15 protein-coding genes are annotated in these 16,873 nt (G+C 62.2%); 9 read left to right on the top strand and 6 right to left on the bottom strand.

The features are described from left to right. Nucleotides 1–198: 198 nt before the first annotated feature. Nucleotides 199–1,995, bottom strand: coding sequence for an NAD(P)/FAD-dependent oxidoreductase (locus E0702_RS08195; RefSeq protein WP_132042679.1), 1,797 nt, complete (start codon nt 1,993–1,995; stop codon nt 199–201). A gap of 326 nt (nt 1,996–2,321) precedes the next feature. Here E0702_RS08195 and E0702_RS08190 point away from each other — a divergent pair, with 326 nt between their 5' ends. After that, nucleotides 2,322–4,340 (top strand): sigma-54-dependent Fis family transcriptional regulator, encoded by a 2,019-nt coding sequence (locus E0702_RS08190; RefSeq protein WP_132042677.1) that lies wholly within the window; start codon nt 2,322–2,324, stop codon nt 4,338–4,340. Between the two features lie 147 nt (nt 4,341–4,487). Here the strand turns inward: E0702_RS08190 and E0702_RS08185 are convergent, their stop codons facing one another. Further along, nucleotides 4,488–5,366, bottom strand: a complete 879-nt coding sequence (locus E0702_RS08185) for a helix-turn-helix transcriptional regulator (RefSeq protein WP_132042676.1) — start codon at nt 5,364–5,366, stop codon at nt 4,488–4,490. Nucleotides 5,367–5,478: 112 nt separating this feature from the next. Between E0702_RS08185 and E0702_RS08180 the strand changes: the two genes are divergently transcribed. The 8 genes from E0702_RS08180 to E0702_RS08145 all read left to right on the top strand — a co-directional run bounded on the left by E0702_RS08180 (nt 5,479) and on the right by E0702_RS08145 (nt 14,846). Further along, nucleotides 5,479–6,183 carry an ABC transporter permease gene (locus tag E0702_RS08180; RefSeq protein ID WP_132042674.1) on the top strand — a complete coding sequence of 235 codons (705 nt, stop codon included), beginning with the start codon at nt 5,479–5,481 and terminating at the stop codon, nt 6,181–6,183. Next, the gene (locus E0702_RS08175) at nt 6,180–6,905 is read left to right on the top strand and encodes an ATP-binding cassette domain-containing protein (protein WP_237561963.1); all 726 of its coding nucleotides are present in this window, start codon (nt 6,180–6,182) and stop codon (nt 6,903–6,905) included. The genes E0702_RS08180 and E0702_RS08175 overlap by 4 nt, the downstream gene beginning before the upstream one ends. A 109-nt stretch (nt 6,906–7,014) precedes the next feature. Then, complete coding sequence (locus tag E0702_RS08170; RefSeq protein WP_205741910.1) at nt 7,015–7,788, top strand: substrate-binding domain-containing protein; 774 nt, start codon at nt 7,015–7,017, stop codon at nt 7,786–7,788. A gap of 166 nt (nt 7,789–7,954) precedes the next feature. Beyond that, on the top strand, nt 7,955–9,124 hold the full coding sequence (locus tag E0702_RS08165) for an isovaleryl-CoA dehydrogenase (protein ID WP_132042671.1): 1,170 nt from the start codon (nt 7,955–7,957) through the stop codon (nt 9,122–9,124). A 161-nt stretch (nt 9,125–9,285) separates the two neighbouring features. Then, nucleotides 9,286–10,893, top strand: a complete 1,608-nt coding sequence (locus E0702_RS08160) for a carboxyl transferase domain-containing protein (RefSeq protein ID WP_132042670.1) — start codon at nt 9,286–9,288, stop codon at nt 10,891–10,893. Nucleotides 10,894–11,028: 135 nt separating this feature from the next. Beyond that, nucleotides 11,029–11,895: an enoyl-CoA hydratase/isomerase family protein gene (locus E0702_RS08155; RefSeq protein WP_132042668.1), complete on the top strand. Its 867-nt coding sequence runs from the start codon at nt 11,029–11,031 to the stop codon at nt 11,893–11,895. Continuing rightward, entirely contained in the window at nt 11,892–13,943 is a 2,052-nt protein-coding gene (locus E0702_RS08150; protein ID WP_132042666.1) for an acetyl/propionyl/methylcrotonyl-CoA carboxylase subunit alpha, read from the top strand. The genes E0702_RS08155 and E0702_RS08150 overlap by 4 nt, the downstream gene beginning before the upstream one ends. Nucleotides 13,944–13,946: 3 nt before the next feature. After that, nucleotides 13,947–14,846: a hydroxymethylglutaryl-CoA lyase gene (locus E0702_RS08145; protein ID WP_132042664.1), complete on the top strand. Its 900-nt coding sequence runs from the start codon at nt 13,947–13,949 to the stop codon at nt 14,844–14,846. An 82-nt stretch (nt 14,847–14,928) separates the two neighbouring features. Here the strand turns inward: E0702_RS08145 and E0702_RS08140 are convergent, their stop codons facing one another. The 4 genes from E0702_RS08140 to E0702_RS08125 form a co-directional block, all read right to left on the bottom strand. Continuing rightward, complete coding sequence (locus E0702_RS08140) at nt 14,929–15,435, bottom strand: GNAT family N-acetyltransferase (RefSeq protein ID WP_132042662.1); 507 nt, start codon at nt 15,433–15,435, stop codon at nt 14,929–14,931. A gap of 68 nt (nt 15,436–15,503) precedes the next feature. Then, nucleotides 15,504–15,692 (bottom strand): DUF3140 domain-containing protein, encoded by a 189-nt coding sequence (locus E0702_RS20155; RefSeq protein ID WP_132042660.1) that lies wholly within the window; start codon nt 15,690–15,692, stop codon nt 15,504–15,506. Between the two features lie 156 nt (nt 15,693–15,848). Then, the gene (locus E0702_RS08130; protein WP_132042658.1) at nt 15,849–16,388 is read right to left on the bottom strand and encodes a hypothetical protein; all 540 of its coding nucleotides are present in this window, start codon (nt 16,386–16,388) and stop codon (nt 15,849–15,851) included. A gap of 52 nt (nt 16,389–16,440) precedes the next feature. Continuing rightward, the gene (locus E0702_RS08125; protein WP_132042656.1) at nt 16,441–16,815 is read right to left on the bottom strand and encodes a hypothetical protein; all 375 of its coding nucleotides are present in this window, start codon (nt 16,813–16,815) and stop codon (nt 16,441–16,443) included. Between the last annotated feature and the right edge of the window lie 58 nt (nt 16,816–16,873).

Raw genomic sequence — 16,873 nt, 5'->3', positions numbered from 1 at the left:
ACCTCGCCGTTGACCGGGCTGACGTTGTCGAAGTACTGCCCCTTGACCGGCGGAACGAACTCGCCACCGATATAGTTGCCGTAGCGCGACTCGAAGGCGACGACCGCACCGGACTGGCTCGGATTGGTATAAATCATGGTGAACTCCTTGATGACAATTGTTAAGCAGGCCGGCTCATTCCTACCGGCCCATCGCGACTTAGGCGAGATGATGAACGTCTTGCAAGCCGTACACTGGTGTAGCGATGCCTTCCATACGAGCCTTGAGCTGCAAGGCCAGATACTGGGAATAGTGTCGAGACTGATGCAGGTTGCCGCCATGGAACCATAGCGCTTCCTGCTGCGTCGGCTTCCACATATTCCGTAGCTCGCCTTCCCAGGGGCCAGGATCCTTGGTGGTATCGGAGCCCATTCCCCAACACTTTCCCACCTTGTCGGCCACCTCCTGCGAAATGATGCGAGCCGCCCAGCCATTCATGGAGCCGTAGCCAGTGGCATAGATGATCAGGTCGGCGGGCAACTCAGTTCCATCGGTGAGGGTTACTGAGCGCGGATTGATGTGCTCAATACTCACGCCGCTACGCAACTTGATCTCACCGTCGGCGATCAAGTCGCATGCCCCCACGTCGATGTAATAGCCTGAGGCCCGCCGCAGATACTTGAGAAACAGTCCAGAATCATCATCGCCGAAATCAAGCATAAATCCGGCATCTTCCAGTCTCTTGTAGAACTCGGCATCGCGCTCTCGGATCTGGTTGAAGAGAGGACGCTGAAAGTCGGGTAGCAGCTTGTAGGGAATGGAAGCGAAGATCAGGTCGGCCTTGTCATGAGTGATCCCTTGGCGGACGGCCTCTTCGGAATAGAGTGGCCCAAGGGCAATCTCCATAAGAGAGTCAGATTTCACGACATGGGTGGAGGAGCGCTGCAGCATGGTGACATCCGCATCGTTTTCCCACAGCGCCGCGCATATATCGTGAGCCGAGTTGTTAGCCCCCACGACAACCACCTTCTTTCCGCGGTAAGCATCAGGTCCCGGATGCTGGCTCGAGTGTTGCTGTTCCCCCTCGAAGGTTTCGGCACCGGGAAATTGCGGCACGTTGGGCATGCCCGACATCCCAGTCGCCAGGACCAGCTGCTTGGGGCGAAGCGTGACACGTTCTCCATCTCGATTGACGTTTACCGTCCACTCGCCGCTAGCCTCATCATAACTGGCGCTCTCGCACACGGTAGAGCTCCAGTAATTGAGCTCCATGACCTTGGTATACATCTCCAGCCAGTCGCCGATCTTGTCCTTGGGCGCAAAGACTGGCCAGTTGTCGGGAAAGGGAATATAGGGCATGTGGTCGTACCACACAGGGTCGTGCAGACACAGCGACTTGTAACGATTACGCCAGGCATCACCGGGACGAGGGTGCTTGTCGAGCACGATCGTAGGCACGTTCATCTGGCACAGGCGAGCCGCCAGCCCAATGCCCCCCTGACCACCGCCGACGACAACACAGTAAGGTTGCTCTCTGTAGCCAAGCGTCTCTTCTTCGCGCTCACGAGCTTCAAGCCAGGTTTCACGAGTCTTGCTGGCACCATGCTGGGCTCCCATGGGACGACGCAGACCACTCGGTTCAGGGTAATCCTTCAACTCCTTCATGGTGGTCAACAAAGTCCAACACTGGCCATGCTTCAATCGCACCAGACCCTTGCCACGCGCCACCGCGGTTTCGAAAGTGAACCATGCTTCGGTAACTCCGTCGGATTCAGTGGCTTCGCCGTCGATCTGCCAGTTCGTAGGGCGAATCTGATCGAGTGTGGTATTGAGCATGGACTGAATGGCGTCCTTGCCTTCCAGCGTCTTGAGATTCCAGGTAAAGGCGACCAGGTCGCGCCAGTAGCACTCCTCGCCGAACAGGGTCAGAACGCTTGCGATATCTCGCTGTTCAAGCGCGTTCTCGAAATCAGCGAGCCAAAGCTGCATTTCCTGGGTAGGCGTGTGTGTCGTCATCGTTGTTCTCCGTCTTGTTCGTAGGTGACACGCCCATTCCATAGCATGAAGTGTGCCAATCCCGGCCGCCCAACCGAAAACACCGATAAAAAACTGATAATATTAGAAATACTATTACAAGAAACAGCGTGAAGTGATGAACGAAATGGATACAGATGAAACACCTGTCATGTAACGGGAGAAACGGCGCGTTACACCTGTAATGCTCGACGAAGGGTGGAGGTCCAACCGATTGACTCCCTGCGCGGTCGGCATAGGCTGAACGGGTGACTGCCACACAACAACAAGAGCCGCTGGGATTACAGCGGGGGTACGGAGAGGCAGCAATGCGACTACGCAACGAACAACATCAGCATATTCATGCTTTAACCCGGCTCGCCGAGGATCAAATGAGTGGTCTGGACACATACCGAGATGTGATCCGGCGCTCCTGGGAGCGCTGTATGGGCGAGTATCGTCTCGACCCAACTCGCCCACGCTCGGTGCGCGTCTTGACCCAGCAAGCACTAAAGGAGCATCGCGAGCCGGTAGACGAGCTCTTGCACGTCGCTCGTGCCGGTGTCGATCAGCTCTTCGCACAGGTGGCCCCATTGGGCTATGTGCTGCTGCTTGCCGACCAGCGTGGCATTACCGTGGACTTCCGAGGTCAACGAGACCAGGAGGCGGACCTGCGCCGAGCCGGCCTTCATCTTGGGCTCGACTGGGGTGAACGTCATGCGGGCACCTGTGCCGTAGGCACATGCCTACATGAGGCGCGCGCCATTACCTGCCATCAGAACGAACATTTTGATGCTACGCATATCGATCTAACCTGCACAGCAGCGCCAATAACCGACCCTCAGGGGAATGTCATCGCGGTGCTGGATATCTCAGCCCTGCGCTCGCCACGCGCTTCGGAAAGTCAGAATTTCTGTCTACCCATGGTCAGCCTCTACGCACGGATGATCGAAGATGCCTACTTCCTGCATCGCTACCGTGACAGCCTAATTCTACGTTTTGATACCACCCGCGCTTTCGTTCACCTCAACGGCAAGGGGTTGATTGCAATCGAGGAAGACGGCAGCATCATCGCCGCCAATGGCGAAGGGCGTGGACTAATCGAGGCGCATCTGCAACGCTGGCCACCGTGGTCAGTTGACCTTCTACCAAATGCCAACCAACTGTTCGACTGTGAAGTCAGCGACTTGCTGAGTATCCCTTCTTCAAGTGAGGATCAGATCCGCGCATTTCGTGTACGCGCCAGCGAAGCGATCTGCTTCATTACACTGATGGAACCCCGTGGACCACGGGCTTACCAGCGCCCCACCCCCTCCACCCCCACACCAGTTCCGGCGTTGGACCGCCTCGCCTCAGACGACCCTGCCATGCACCGTCTTATCAAGCTGGCACGCCGCCTACGCAACGAGCTGGTGAACGTGTTGATCACCGGAGAAACGGGGACTGGCAAGGAGGTCCTTGCCAGAGCCTTGCACGACAGCGGCTCGCGCGCCGAAGGGCCTTTCGTGGCGGTCAACTGCGCAGCGATACCGGAGTCGTTGATCGAAAGTGAGCTGTTTGGCTACTTGCCAGGAGCCTTTACCGGCGGGCGTAGCAAGGGCATGCGCGGACTGATTCAACAGGCCGACGGTGGCACGCTGTTCCTGGATGAGATCGGCGACATGCCGCTGACACTGCAGACCCGTCTGTTGCGCGTGCTGGCCGAGAGTGAAGTCATGCCGTTGGGCGCCGAGAAGGCTGTGCGCGTCGATATTCGTGTCATCACTGCCACCCATCGTGACATGCATGAGTTGATCGCCCACGGTCAATTCCGCGAGGACCTGTACTATCGCCTGAACGGCGCACAGCTGCGCCTTCCAGCACTCCGCGAGCGGGCCGACAAGCATTTCATTATCAGGAGTATCTACGGATCATTGGTGGCCGAACGGCAGTGCGACGTGCGTCTTCGCGCCGACGCGATGAGCGCATTGCTGGCCTACGCCTGGCCAGGCAATATCCGACAATTGAAGAATGCACTGAGGTTTGCTCTGGCCACGACAGAGGGTGAGGAGATCACCGTCCACGACCTGCCCGAGGAGTGCCGAGGTAGGGTGGCGAGTACTCCCCAGGTCATCGAGTCGCCCCCACAGTCTGATGTCTGCGAGAGTGGCCAAGCCTTGCACACCTTATTACAGGAGACCGGCTGGAATATCAGCGATGTGGCGCGCCGACTGGGTGTCTCGCGCCCTACCGTATATCGACGCATGCGCCGGCATGCACTGGTGTCACCCAACCGACGCAGTATCGACGAAATGACTGACATGGAGGAGTCTGACAAATATCACCTGGCCCCGAGATCCAAGGCCTGAAACTCCACCTTCTTCAGACCCCAAAATACCCCCAGGTCGCATAGCCGGCCTCGGCGAACCTCGAGTGGCATCAAAGGCTCAGGCCCCAATCTGAGTAATTAAAGCCACTGGGCTATATTGCAACAGCTGGCGTCGTCCCCATCTCACTCAGGCATTATGAACCACCCTGCCGAGCTCGCCGATGTCGTACCCGCCCAGCGCCTCGGCACGCTCGACGAAGCGAGGCTCCTGGGCGAAGGCAAGGAGTCGCTGAATCGGCGGTTCGAAGTAGCTGCGCCGTCGCATCGCCAGATCAAAGTGCTCCTGCTGCAGGGGCAGAAAGGTCAGCCCCTGGCGCCTCGCCGCCGCTTCCACGCCGAGTCCCGCATCCGCCTCGCCCTGGCGCACCGCCAGGGCGAGATCATCTTCCGAGAGCGAAGGGTGCTCGGAAAAACGTAATTGCGAGGCTTCCACGCCCTCCCGATCCAGCAGCCAGGTCAGCAGCCGCCCTGCCCCCGCATCCGGCTGACGATGGGCAACCCGCACTCCGGGCCGTGCCAGGTCGGCCAGGCGCCGAATACCCAACGGGTTGTCCGATGCCAGCAGCAACCCCTGACGCCGAATCGCCCAGCGCACCATCACCAGATCGCGCATGCCGCCCATCCCCAGGGCCTCGGGGCGATTGTACTCACCACTCGCCGCATCCAGCAGATGCAGGCCGGCCAGCATCACCCGCCCCTCCAGCAGACGTCGGACCCCATCCCCGCTGCCTTGACACAGTAGCGCCAGCTGGGAGCCACTCTCCCGCACCGCCCACTCCAGCAGCGGATCCTGGCTACCGGCCAGCACCATGGGCACCGGCCGTGCCGTGGATTGATCCCCCTCCAGGTGGTTCATCAGCCAAAGATCGATGCTGTGGCGAGGAAACAGCAACTTGCCCGTCACCCGCACACAGGGGATGGCCTGTTGGCGTACCAGGTCGTAGACCTTGCGCTCCTTGAGGCGCAGGTAGTCCGCTACCTCGTTGGTGGTCAGGTAGGTCTGCATGCCTGTTCTCCGCTGGTACTGCATACTAATGTTCTGAGATGTCTTATTTACACGACTGCATGCATCTTGGAACCTAAACGCACAAGATGCCAGTCATCCAATGGAGATCTGCATGCCCAGCGACGCCAGCGCCTTGACCACCGCTCTCAGCTTGATCCTCGGCTTCGACCCCGCACTGATGGAGATCGTGGCCCTGTCGCTGAGGGTGTCGCTCGTTGCCGTACTGCTGGCCAGCCTGATCGGACTCCCCCTCGGCGCGGCCCTGGCGCTATGGCGCTTTCCGGGTCGTGGCGCCCTGGTGGTGGCGCTGAACGCCCTGATGGGGCTACCGCCGGTCGTGGCGGGTCTCTGCGTCTACCTGCTGCTCTCCCGTGCCGGGCCCCTCGGAGAGTTGGGACTGCTGTTCACACCAGGCGCCATGGTGGTGGCCCAGGTCATTCTGGTATTGCCGATCATCGCCGCCCTGGCCCGCCAGCAGGTGGAAGAGTTGCACCAGGAGTATCACGAACAGCTCACCTCTCTTGGGCTGTCACGGCAACGCATGATTCCTACCCTGCTGTGGGATGCCCGATTGGGCCTGGTCACGGTGATCCTTGCCGGCTTCGGCCGCGCCAGCGCCGAGGTGGGCGCGGTGATGATCGTGGGGGGCAATATCGATGGCGTGACCCGGGTGATGACCACCGCCATCGTGCTGGAGACCAGCAAGGGCAACCTGGCACTGGCACTGGGCCTGGGTATCGTGCTGCTGGGACTGGTGGCGCTGGTCAACGCCGGCGCCTATATGGTCGGCGAAGCAGCGAGGAGACGACTGGGATGAACGACATGACGGCACGCTTCGTGGCCGAGCCCCCGACACAGCATCTGCAGGGCATGAGCTTCACTCATCGCGGGCAGCGTCTGCTCGGCCCCGTGAACCTGCGCCTGACCGGGTGCAAACGTACCCTGGTGATGGGCCCCAACGGCGCCGGCAAGAGCCTGTTGATGCGCCTCGCTCACGGACTGTTGTCTGCCACCCAGGGGGAGCTTCACTGGGAGGGGCGCACCCCACGTCAGGCCATGGTCTTTCAGCGCCCGGTACTGCTGAAGCGCTCGGCCCTGGCCAATCTGGTCTATGCCCTGGCGGTCAACGGTACCCCACGTCAAAAACGCAAGGCACGCGCCCGCGAGGCACTGGAGCGCTTCGGTCTGAGTCATCTGGAGCGACGACCGGCCCGAGTGCTCTCCGGCGGAGAACAACAGCGCCTCGCCCTGGCCCGCGCCTGGCTCCTCGACCCCGAGGTGCTGTTTCTCGACGAACCCACCTCGGCCCTCGACCCCGCCGCCATCCTGGCGGTGGAGAGCGCGGTGCAGGAGTTCCACGCCCGGGGTATCCGCATCCTGATGAGCAGCCACGACCTGCACCAGGCCCGTCGTCTTGCTGATGAGGTGCTGTTTCTCAATGCGGGGCGGCTGATCGAACACACCGATGCCGCCACCTTCTTCACGGCTCCCGCCTCGTCCGAGGCGAGGGCCTTTATCCGTGGAGAGCTGGTGCTCTAACCGGACTCTCCGCACCACTCAAGCAGTCGCCTATCGCGACACTCATCAACAACACAAGGAAGCGACCATGCAATACAAGGCACGCATTGCTCTGACCGCCATCGGCCTGATGGGCCTCTCGCTGGCCGCCCAGGCCCAGGACGGGGAAAAGTACATCACCCTGGCCTCCACCACCTCTACCGAGAATTCGGGGCTGTTCGACGTCATTATCCCGCAGTTCACCGACAAGACCGGCATCGAGGTACGTGTCGTCGCCGTGGGCACCGGCCAGGCCTTTGAGATCGCCCGCCGTGGCGACGCCGACAGCCTGCTGGTGCACGACACCGCCGGTGAAGAGCAGTTTGTCGAAGAGGGCTACGGCACCGAGCGCGCCGACGTGATGTACAACGACTTCGTGCTGATCGGGCCTGGCGGCGACCCGGCCGGAATCGCCGATGCCGAGACCGTGGCCGAGGCGATGCAGCTGATCGCCGAGGCCGAGGCGCCCTTCGCCTCCCGCGGCGACGACAGCGGCACCAACCGCGCCGAGCTTCGTCTGTGGGACGCCGCCGGGGTCGAGCCAGGCGGTGACTGGTACCGCGAACTGGGCAGCGGCATGGGGCCGACCCTCAATACCGCCGCCGGCATGGGTGCCTATGTGATGAGCGATCGTGCCACCTGGGTCGCCTTCGACAACCCTCAGAATCTCGAGCTGCTGTTTGCCGGCGACGAGGCGATGTTCAACCAGTACGGCAGCCTGTTGATTTCCGAGGAGCGCCACCCTCACCTCAAGCACGACCTGGCCGAACAGTGGCACCAGTGGCTACTCTCCGAGGAGGGTCAGAACGCGATCGGCGATTTCGAGGTCAAGGGGCAGCAGCTGTTCTTCCCCAATGCCGAGTAAGGGGATAGGACATTCGTCGTACAAGCCACAAGGTGCACTTTACGTTAACGTAAACCTGTCCTAGTCTTGGGCCATATACGGTGTTATCACCCGATATGGCCCGTTGTGCGCGTCTCCCTACCCCAACGCTAGACGCCACAACTCAGACAAGAACGGGAGTTCCCCCATGCACACGCCCTTCAAGCCCCTCGACTTCGGCCTCGACGAAGAACTCAACATGCTGCGCGAACAGGTCAACGCCTTCGCGCGCGACGAGATCGCCCCGCGTGCCGCCGAGATCGACGAGAAGAACGAGTTCCCCAACGACCTCTGGCAGAAGTTCGGCGACATGGGGCTGCTTGGCATCACCGTCTCCGAGGAGGATGGCGGCACCGGCATGGGCTATCTGGCCCACTGCATCGCCATGGAGGAGATCTCCCGGGCCAGTGCATCGGTTGGGCTCTCCTACGGCGCTCACTCCAACCTGTGCGTCAACCAGCTCAAGATCAATGCCAACGCGGAGCAGAAGGCCAAGTACCTGCCCAAGCTGATGAGCGGTGAACATATCGGCGCGCTGGCCATGTCCGAGCCGGGTGCCGGTTCCGACGTGGTCTCCATGAAGCTGCGTGCCCGCCAGGATGGCGACAAGTACATCCTCAACGGCAACAAGATGTGGATCACCAACGGTCCCGACGCCGATGTGCTGGTGGTGTATGCCAAGACCGACCCGGACGCTGGCTCCAAGGGCATCACCGCCTTTATCATCGAGAAGGACATGCCCGGCTTCTCCACCGCCCAGAAGCTCGACAAGCTCGGCATGCGCGGCTCCAACACCTGTGAGCTGGTGTTCCAGGACTGCGAAGTACCGGCAGAGAACGTGCTCGGCGAGGTCGGCAAGGGCGTACGCGTGCTGATGAGCGGCCTGGACTACGAGCGCACCGTGCTCGCCGCCGGTCCCATCGGCATCATGCAGGCCGCCATGGATATCGTGGTGCCCTATATCCATGAGCGTAAGCAGTTCGGCCAGTCCATCGGTGAATTCCAGCTGGTACAGGGCAAGGTGGCGGACATGTACACCACCCTCAACGCCTGCCGTGCCTATCTCTACGCCGTGGCGGCTGGCTGCGATCGTGGCCAGACCTCCCGCAAGGACGCCGCCGGCGTCATCCTCTACTGCGCCGAGAAGGCCACCCAGGTGGCGCTGGATGCCATCCAGCTGCTGGGCGGTAACGGCTACATCAACGAATACCCCACCGGCCGCCTGCTGCGCGACGCCAAGCTCTACGAGATCGGCGCCGGCACCAGCGAGATCCGCCGCATGCTGATCGGCCGCGAGCTGTTCAACGAATCTGCCTGAGCCACCGGCTTCTGTAGGAGGGATGCTTCGCATCGCGACCGGAGGCCGCAGGCCTCCCACGGAAAGCCTCGAGACGCCTGGCGGCGCCTGTCGCGCAGCGGAGCTGCCCTCCTACAACACCACCGGTACCCTGTGTTGGCATATCAATTCAAGGATTCGCTATGAGCATCCTGCAAACCCAGATCAATCCGCGCAGCGAAGGCTTTCAGGCCAACGAGACGGCGATGCGTGATGAGGTGATGAAGCTGCGTGAGCTTACCGCCGCCATCGCCCAGGGCGGCGGCGAGAAGGCCCGCGCTCGTCACGAGAGCCGCGGCAAGCTGTTCGTGCGCGACCGTATCGACCACCTGGTCGACGAAGGCTCACCCTTCCTCGAGTTCTCGGCGCTGGCCGCTCATGAGGTCTACGACTCCGCGGTGCCCGCCGCCGGTGTGGTCACCGGCATCGGCCGCGTCTCCGGCGTGGAGTGCGTGATCGTCGCCAACGACGCCACCGTCAAGGGTGGCACCTACTTTCCGCTTACCGTGAAGAAACACCTGCGCGCCCAGGAGATCGCCCGCAAGCACCGTCTGCCGTGCATCTACCTGGTCGACTCCGGCGGCGCCTTCCTGCCCCGCCAGGACGAGGTCTTCCCGGATCGCGACCACTTCGGCCGCATCTTCTACAACCAGGCCACCCTCTCCGCCGAAGGCATCCCGCAGATCGCCGTGGTAATGGGCTCCTGCACCGCCGGCGGCGCCTATGTGCCGGCCATGGCCGATGAGTCGATCATCGTGCGCGAACAGGGCACGATCTTCCTCGGTGGGCCACCGCTGGTGAAGGCCGCGACCGGCGAGAGCATCAGCGCCGAGGACCTGGGCGGCGCCGATGTTCACGCCAAGAAGAGCGGCGTGGCCGACCACTACGCCGAGAACGATGCTCACGCCCTGCAGCTGGCCCGAGCCAGCGTGTCGCGCCTCAACTGGCAGAAGCGCGGCCAGCTGAAGATGCAGGAGCCCAAGGCTCCGCGACTCGACCCCAGCGAGCTCTACGGCATCGTCGGTACCGATCTCAAGAAGCCCTATGACGTGCGTGAGGTGATCGCGCGCATCGTCGACGACTCCGACTTCGACGAGTTCAAGCGCTACTACGGCGACACCCTGGTCACCGGCTTCGCGCACATTCACGGCCATCCGGTGGGCATTGTCGCCAACAACGGCGTGCTCTTCTCGGAGTCCGCGGTCAAGGGCGCCCACTTCATCGAGCTGTGTGCCCAGCGCAAGATTCCGCTGATCTTCCTGCAGAACATCACCGGCTTCATGGTCGGCTCGAAATACGAGCATGAGGGTATCGCCAAGCACGGCGCCAAGCTGGTCACCGCGGTGGCCTGCGCCAGGGTGCCCAAGTTCACCGTGCTGATCGGCGGCAGCTTCGGCGCCGGCAACTACGGCATGTGCGGCCGCGCCTACGACCCCAACCTGCTGTTCATGTGGCCGAATGCGCGAATTTCCGTGATGGGCGGCGAGCAGGCCGCCGGCGTGCTGGCTCAGGTCAAGCGCGAGCAGATCGAACGCGAAGGCAAGCAGTGGTCTCCGGAAGAGGAAGAGGCGTTCAAGCGGCCCACCCGCGAGCAGTACGAGCACCAAGGCCACCCCTACTACGCCAGCGCTCGGCTGTGGGACGACGGCGTCATCGATCCGGCCCAGACCCGCGATGTGCTCGGCCTGTCGCTCGCCGCCGCCATGAATGCCGAGGTCGAAGAGACCAAGTTCGGCGTGTTCCGGATGTGATCTCCCTTGCCACGCAAGGGAGGTGGTAGGAGCGCGATGTATCGCGCGAACCGCCGCTCTGCGGCCAACCTGGACGCCTTCGGCGTCATTCGCCCGACAAGTCGAGCTCCTACTCCCAACGCAGAGACAATTGCTATGTCAGCTACCCCCTCCTACTCAAAACTGGACGTCGATCAGCGCGGTGTCGCCTGGCTGACGCTGGAACGCCCCGAGATCCACAACGCCTTCGATGACAGCCTGATCGCCGAGCTCAACGCCCATCTGGAGCGTCTCCACGAGGCTGCCAGCAAGGGTGAGGTGCGCGTGGTGGTGCTGGGCTCCGAGGGCAAGAGCTTCTCCGCCGGCGCCGACCTGGGCTGGATGAAGCGCATGGTCGAGTACGACTTCGAGGGCAACCTCGCCGACTCGCGCAAGCTCTCGGCGTTGATGCACGGCCTCGACACCCTGCCCTGCCCCACGCTCTGTCGCATGCAGGGAGCCGCCTTCGGTGGCGCCGTGGGCCTGGCCGCCTGCTGTGACCTGGTCGTCGCCTCCGAGAAGGTCAAGTTCTGTCTCTCCGAGGTCAAGATCGGCCTGTCACCGGCGGTGATCAGCCCCTATGTCCAGCGTGCCATCGGCCCTCGTCAGATGCGCCGCTATGCGCTGACCGCCGAGGTCATCGATGCCCCCACCGCCCTGGCGCTGGGCCTGGCCCATCGCATCGTCCCCCATGACGAACTCGACGAGGCCGTGGAGGCAATGCTCGAGATCCTGCTGGCCGGCTCGCCCCAGGCCCAGCGCGCCACCAAGGCGCTGCTCGCCGATGTGGCCCGCGAGCCCGACAGCGATGCCACCCGTGAACATACCTGCCGGGTGATCAGCGAGCTGCGTGTCAGCGAAGAGGGACAGGAAGGCCTTGCCAGCTTCTTCGAGAAGCGTCGCCCCGCCTGGACGCAACCCTCTGCTTCCGAAGAACCTGTTTCCAAAGAACAGAACCCCCGTGCCGCGGAGCCCCGCTCATGACCACTGAAATGAAGAAATTTGATACGGTACTGATCGCCAACCGCGGCGAGATCGCCTGCCGGGTGATGCGCACCGCGCGCGCCATGGGGCTGCGCACCGTCGCCGTCTACTCCGATGCCGATGCCAATGCCCGCCATGTGCGTGAGGCCGACGAGGCCGTGCGCCTGGGCCCGGCCGCCGCTCGCGACAGCTACCTCAAGGTGGAGGCAGTGGTCGAGGCGGCCAAGCGCACCGGAGCCGGCGCCATCCACCCCGGCTACGGCTTCCTCTCCGAGAACGGCCCATTCGTGGACGCCCTCGACAAGGCCGGCATCACCTTCGTCGGCCCGCCCGCCTCCGCCATCGCTGCCATGGGCGACAAGTCTGCCGCCAAGGCGCGCATGCATGACGCCGGCGTACCGCTGGTGCCGGGCTACCACGGCGACGACCAGGACGACGCCCTGCTCAAGGCCGAGGCCGACAAGATCGGCTATCCGGTGCTGCTCAAGGCCAGCGCCGGCGGTGGTGGCAAGGGCATGCGAGTGGTCGAGTCCAGCGATGGCTTCCAGGCCGCCCTGGATGGCTGCCGCCGTGAATCCCAGGCCGCCTTCGGCGACCAGCGCATGCTGATCGAGAAATATCTGACCCAGCCACGTCACGTCGAGGTGCAGGTCTTCTGCGACAGCCACGGCAACGGCGTCTATCTGTTCGAGCGCGACTGCTCCGTGCAGCGCCGCCACCAGAAGGTACTCGAGGAGGCGCCCGCGCCGGGCATGACTGCCGAGCTTCGCCGCGAGATGGGCGAGGCCGCCGTACGCGCCGCCAAGGAGATCGGCTACGTGGGCGCCGGTACCGTCGAGTTCCTGCTCGACGTCGACGGCTCGTTCTTCTTCATGGAGATGAACACCCGCCTGCAGGTGGAGCACCCGGTCACCGAAATGATCACCGGCCAGGACCTGGTCGAGTGGCAGCTGCGCGTGGCCATGGGCGAGACGCTGCCGCTGGCCCAGGACGAGCTGACGATCAGCGGCCATAGCTTCGAGGCACGCCTCTACGCCGAGGACCCGGAGCAGGACTTCCTGCCCGCCACCGGCACCCTGACCCGCTTTGCCCTGGACCTCGAGGGTGCGGGACTGGATCCCGACAAGGTGCGCCTCGACAGTGGCGTGGAGAGCGGTGATGCCGTCTCCATGCACTACGACCCCATGCTCGCCAAGCTGATCGTGCACGGCGGCGACCGCGACCAGGCACTCGCCACCCTCAACCGCGCGCTGGCCGCACTGGACGTGCAAGGGGTGGTGACCAACCGCGCCTTCCTGCAGCGCCTGGCCACCCACCCGGCCTTCAAGGGCTGCGATCTCGATACACGCTTTATCGAGAAGCACGAGGAGAGCCTGTTCGCGCCGCGTGAGATCACCACCGAAGCCTACGCCTCGGCGGCCCTGATCGGCCTCAAGCAACTCTCCCGGGAGTGCGAGAGCGACTCCCCCTGGGATCGTCATGACGGCTTCCGCCTGAACGCACCCAACACCATCCGCATCGCCCTGTGCGCCACCGGCCACGACCTCAGCCGCGCCCAGGCACCGGATGCCGAGGAGGTGGTGGTGGTCGAGGGCCGTCGCGAGGCCGCCTCCGGTCCCTGGCAGCTGGTGATCGGCGACCGCACGCTGACCGCACGCATCCAGCACCTGGAAGGCGACGCCGTGGCAGTCACCCTGGATGGGCACCGTCGTCGTCTTCAGGCCCGCCTGGCCGACAACGGCGTGGTGGTGATGGCCGACAGCAGCGGCGAGACCCGCCTGTTCTGGCGACGCATCGATGCCATCGACCACGGCCAGCACGAGACGGAATCTACCCTCACCGCTCCGATGCACGGCACCGTGGTGGCGCTGCTGGTGGAGCCGGGCCAGAGGGTCGAGAAAGGCATGCCGCTGATGGTGATGGAAGCCATGAAGATGGAGCACACCATGGCCGCCCCCGCCGACGGCCATGTGGAGAGCTTCCACTTCGCCGCCGGCGACACCGTCGGCCAGGGCGACGTGCTGCTCGAGTTCGCACCGGAGGAGTAACCCATGGCATTTCCCAAGCAGGTACGCCTGGTCGAGGTCGGCCCCCGCGATGGACTGCAGAACGAGTCGACGCCGATCGCGACCGACACCAAGCTCGAACTGATCGACCGCCTGGGTGCGGCCGGCATCCGCTATATCGAGGCGGCCAGCTTCGTCTCCCCCAAGTGGGTGCCACAGATGGCCGACCATCGCGAAGTGATGACCGGCCTAAAGCGACGCGATGGCGTCACCTACGCGGCGCTCACCCCCAACCTCAAGGGGCTGGAAGCGGCACTCGAGTGTGGCGTCGAGGAGGTTGCCGTATTCGGCGCCGCCTCCGAGGCCTTCTCGCAGAAGAACATCAACTGCTCGGTGGCCGAGTCCCTGGCCCGATTCGAGCCGGTGCTCGAACGCGCACGAGAAGCCGGAGTGCGGGTCCGCGGCTACGTCTCCTGCGTGCTGGGCTGCCCCTACGAGGGCGAGATCGCCCCCGCCAAGGTGGCCGAAGTGAGCAAGGCACTGCATGACATGGGCTGCTACGAGGTCTCGCTCGGCGACACCATCGGCACCGGCACCCCGCTCACCGCCAAGCGCATGCTCGAGGCGGTCAGCCGCGACGTGCCCATGGAGAAGCTCGCCGCCCACTTCCACGACACCTATGGTCAGGCGATCGCCAATCTCTACGCCGTGCTCGAGGAAGGCATCGCCGTCATCGACAGCTCCGTGGCCGGCCTCGGCGGTTGCCCCTACGCCAAGGGTGCCTCCGGCAACGTAGCAAGCGAGGACGTGGTCTACCTGCTCAACGGCCTCGGCATCGAGACCGGCATCGACCTCGATAAGCTTGCCGCCACCGGTACCTGGATCACCCATGCCATCGGTCGCCCCAATCGCTCCAAGGTAGGCGTGGCGCTGGCCGCCAGGTAACTGCCGCACCAGAACGAGAAATTCCCTGAGCCGGGACACCGGTTCAGGGGCTTTTCGTGAACATCCTGGTGAGTTTATACGGCTAGCGACGATACTCGTAGAGGTTGTTCCGTGCCCCGTAGAGGTCTACGGTCCCCCGGGCACGAAAGCCCAGCGCGCGCAGCAGGCGGTTGGAACGCGCGTTGTCCGGCAGCGTCACCGCAAGCACCGACTCAAGCGCGTGCGCTCGCATGCCCTGCTCGAGCACCGCGGTCGCGGCTTCGAAGGCGTAGCCCTGACCGCAGAACTCGGGCAGGAACGCATAGCCGAGATCGGGCCCCTCCAGCTCGTACCGCTTCACCAGGCCACACATGCCGATCGGCGTGCCCTCGCCTTTCAGCTGCACCAGGTTTAGACCGAAGCCATGGGTGCGGTAGCTCGCCATCGGGCCGCTATCGAGGTAGCGAACGGCCTCCTCCCGGGTGCGAACATGCTTGTCGGCGATATGGCGAATGAACGAGGGCTCATTCAGCAGCCGCACGATAAAGTCGGCATCCTCGTGGGCGAAATGTCGAATGGTCAGTCGCTCGGTATCGGATACTGTCGGCATGTCAATCTCTGGTTGAACGCTTGATGTGATCTTTCCCAGTAACAGTGACCACCTGGTCGCGTCAGATCTCACTTGTTGGTCTTTTTGATCTTCTGAGTCTTTCTTCCTGACGCAGGCCCCGTCGATTCACCATCACTCGAATCACCCACGCTCTTGCTTTCGTCAGATACGAGCCACTCCTCAAGCTCTGCTGGCAGCATGTTCACAAGGTCTTTCCACTCTTTCCATACTCCCTCTCTAGACTTTCTAGGCGACATTGCAATCTACCCCCTTTGCCTTCACCAGATGTCATTTCCAATAAATCTAGCCAATTTAAACCATGCTTAATATAATTTAAACCATGCCCCTATATATAAAATCAAATGCATATAGGGCGATGACGGAGTCTTCAATGACGCCTTGTGACATTGAAATTACACCCTGATGAGAATTATCAAGAATCCCAAGACACCAATAATTATGGCCAGCAGCACACTAGAATAAGAGTATTGATAAAAAACATGAACCCTATCTCTCTCGACCTTTATAGCAGTATCTATGGTAAGCAATTTCTCCTTGGGGATCACTTCCTGGTCCTTCAGGATAATCTCTCTCTCAAAACTCAATAGCTGTAAACGGCAATTATACACGAATGTGGAACAGTTAAGAATATTGCCAGCTGCTACCATTAGGAGCACCATGGCAATTATCAGCAACGCCTTTTCCAACCACCATAGACTTCCCACCAGATCGAAATTCAAGCCTACCGAGATAATCAGGGTAACGACGCCACCTATCGCCGCACTTAGGTATTTGTTGTAGTAGCCTTCCCTCAACTCAAGGCTTTCCTTCCAGGCCTTGATATAATGCATTACCTCTTCTCTCGTCAGCTCATCCTTTTCACTTGATTCGGAGAATATCCCTTTATCATCATTATGATTCGACATGACGCACCCCTTTTCTTCAGGCCACATTCATCTCTTGCAGACTGTCGTTCCAGTATCGAGGCTGGGTAGCTCGCCGTCGCTATAGCGCCTGGGACACGGCACGCCGGTAGGAGTCGCCTCGGTCATCGATGATATCGGTGATGACCCAGCCACCGCCCTGCTGGCCTAACCGGTAGGTCACGGTAGTCGGCTGGCCAAAGCTCTGGAACCTTGCCACACATCGAACTTCTTGCGCCGAGTCACAGGTAATATCCAGGGTGCGCGTGATCTCGCCGAGGTCGTAGTCGTTACCCGGAATCGCGGGCATGCCGATCGCCATGATCAGGTCTCGATCGCAGGCAGTCGCCATATCCCTCGCGAACGCAGCGTCGAACACCCTGGCCATCTCACGCTCGCTGCACCATAGGGTGCCGAACTGTTCGTAGAGTTGCCGGACCGTACCCGCCTGTGCCATGTCCCCGGTATCCGCCCAGGCCGGCAATGACAGTGCCGACGCGAGGCAAAGCTTCGCA

This window comes from Halomonas marinisediminis (assembly GCF_004347715.1).
GTDB lineage: Bacteria > Pseudomonadota > Gammaproteobacteria > Pseudomonadales > Halomonadaceae > Halomonas > Halomonas icarae.
Note: the sequence above shows the minus strand (reverse complement) of the source record. Positions and strands in the feature narration are given on the sequence as shown.

Bases quoted from the DNA above. Each gene is read 5' to 3' on its own strand.
- E0702_RS08195 (WP_132042679.1), bottom strand. From the start codon at position 1,995: ATGACGACACACACGCCTACCCAGGAAATGCAGCTTTGGCTCGCTGAT.
- E0702_RS08190 (WP_132042677.1), top strand. From the start codon at position 2,322: ATGCGACTACGCAACGAACAACATCAGCATATTCATGCTTTAACCCGG.
- E0702_RS08185 (WP_132042676.1), bottom strand. From the start codon at position 5,366: ATGCAGACCTACCTGACCACCAACGAGGTAGCGGACTACCTGCGCCTC.
- E0702_RS08180 (WP_132042674.1), top strand. From the start codon at position 5,479: ATGCCCAGCGACGCCAGCGCCTTGACCACCGCTCTCAGCTTGATCCTC.
- E0702_RS08175 (WP_237561963.1), top strand. From the start codon at position 6,180: ATGAACGACATGACGGCACGCTTCGTGGCCGAGCCCCCGACACAGCAT.
- E0702_RS08170 (WP_205741910.1), top strand. From the start codon at position 7,015: ATGGGCCTCTCGCTGGCCGCCCAGGCCCAGGACGGGGAAAAGTACATC.
- E0702_RS08165 (WP_132042671.1), top strand. From the start codon at position 7,955: ATGCACACGCCCTTCAAGCCCCTCGACTTCGGCCTCGACGAAGAACTC.
- E0702_RS08160 (WP_132042670.1), top strand. From the start codon at position 9,286: ATGAGCATCCTGCAAACCCAGATCAATCCGCGCAGCGAAGGCTTTCAG.
- E0702_RS08155 (WP_132042668.1), top strand. From the start codon at position 11,029: ATGTCAGCTACCCCCTCCTACTCAAAACTGGACGTCGATCAGCGCGGT.
- E0702_RS08150 (WP_132042666.1), top strand. From the start codon at position 11,892: ATGACCACTGAAATGAAGAAATTTGATACGGTACTGATCGCCAACCGC.
- E0702_RS08145 (WP_132042664.1), top strand. From the start codon at position 13,947: ATGGCATTTCCCAAGCAGGTACGCCTGGTCGAGGTCGGCCCCCGCGAT.
- E0702_RS08140 (WP_132042662.1), bottom strand. From the start codon at position 15,435: ATGCCGACAGTATCCGATACCGAGCGACTGACCATTCGACATTTCGCC.
- E0702_RS20155 (WP_132042660.1), bottom strand. From the start codon at position 15,692: ATGTCGCCTAGAAAGTCTAGAGAGGGAGTATGGAAAGAGTGGAAAGAC.
- E0702_RS08130 (WP_132042658.1), bottom strand. From the start codon at position 16,388: ATGTGGCCTGAAGAAAAGGGGTGCGTCATGTCGAATCATAATGATGAT.
- E0702_RS08125 (WP_132042656.1), bottom strand. From the start codon at position 16,815: ATGGCACAGGCGGGTACGGTCCGGCAACTCTACGAACAGTTCGGCACC.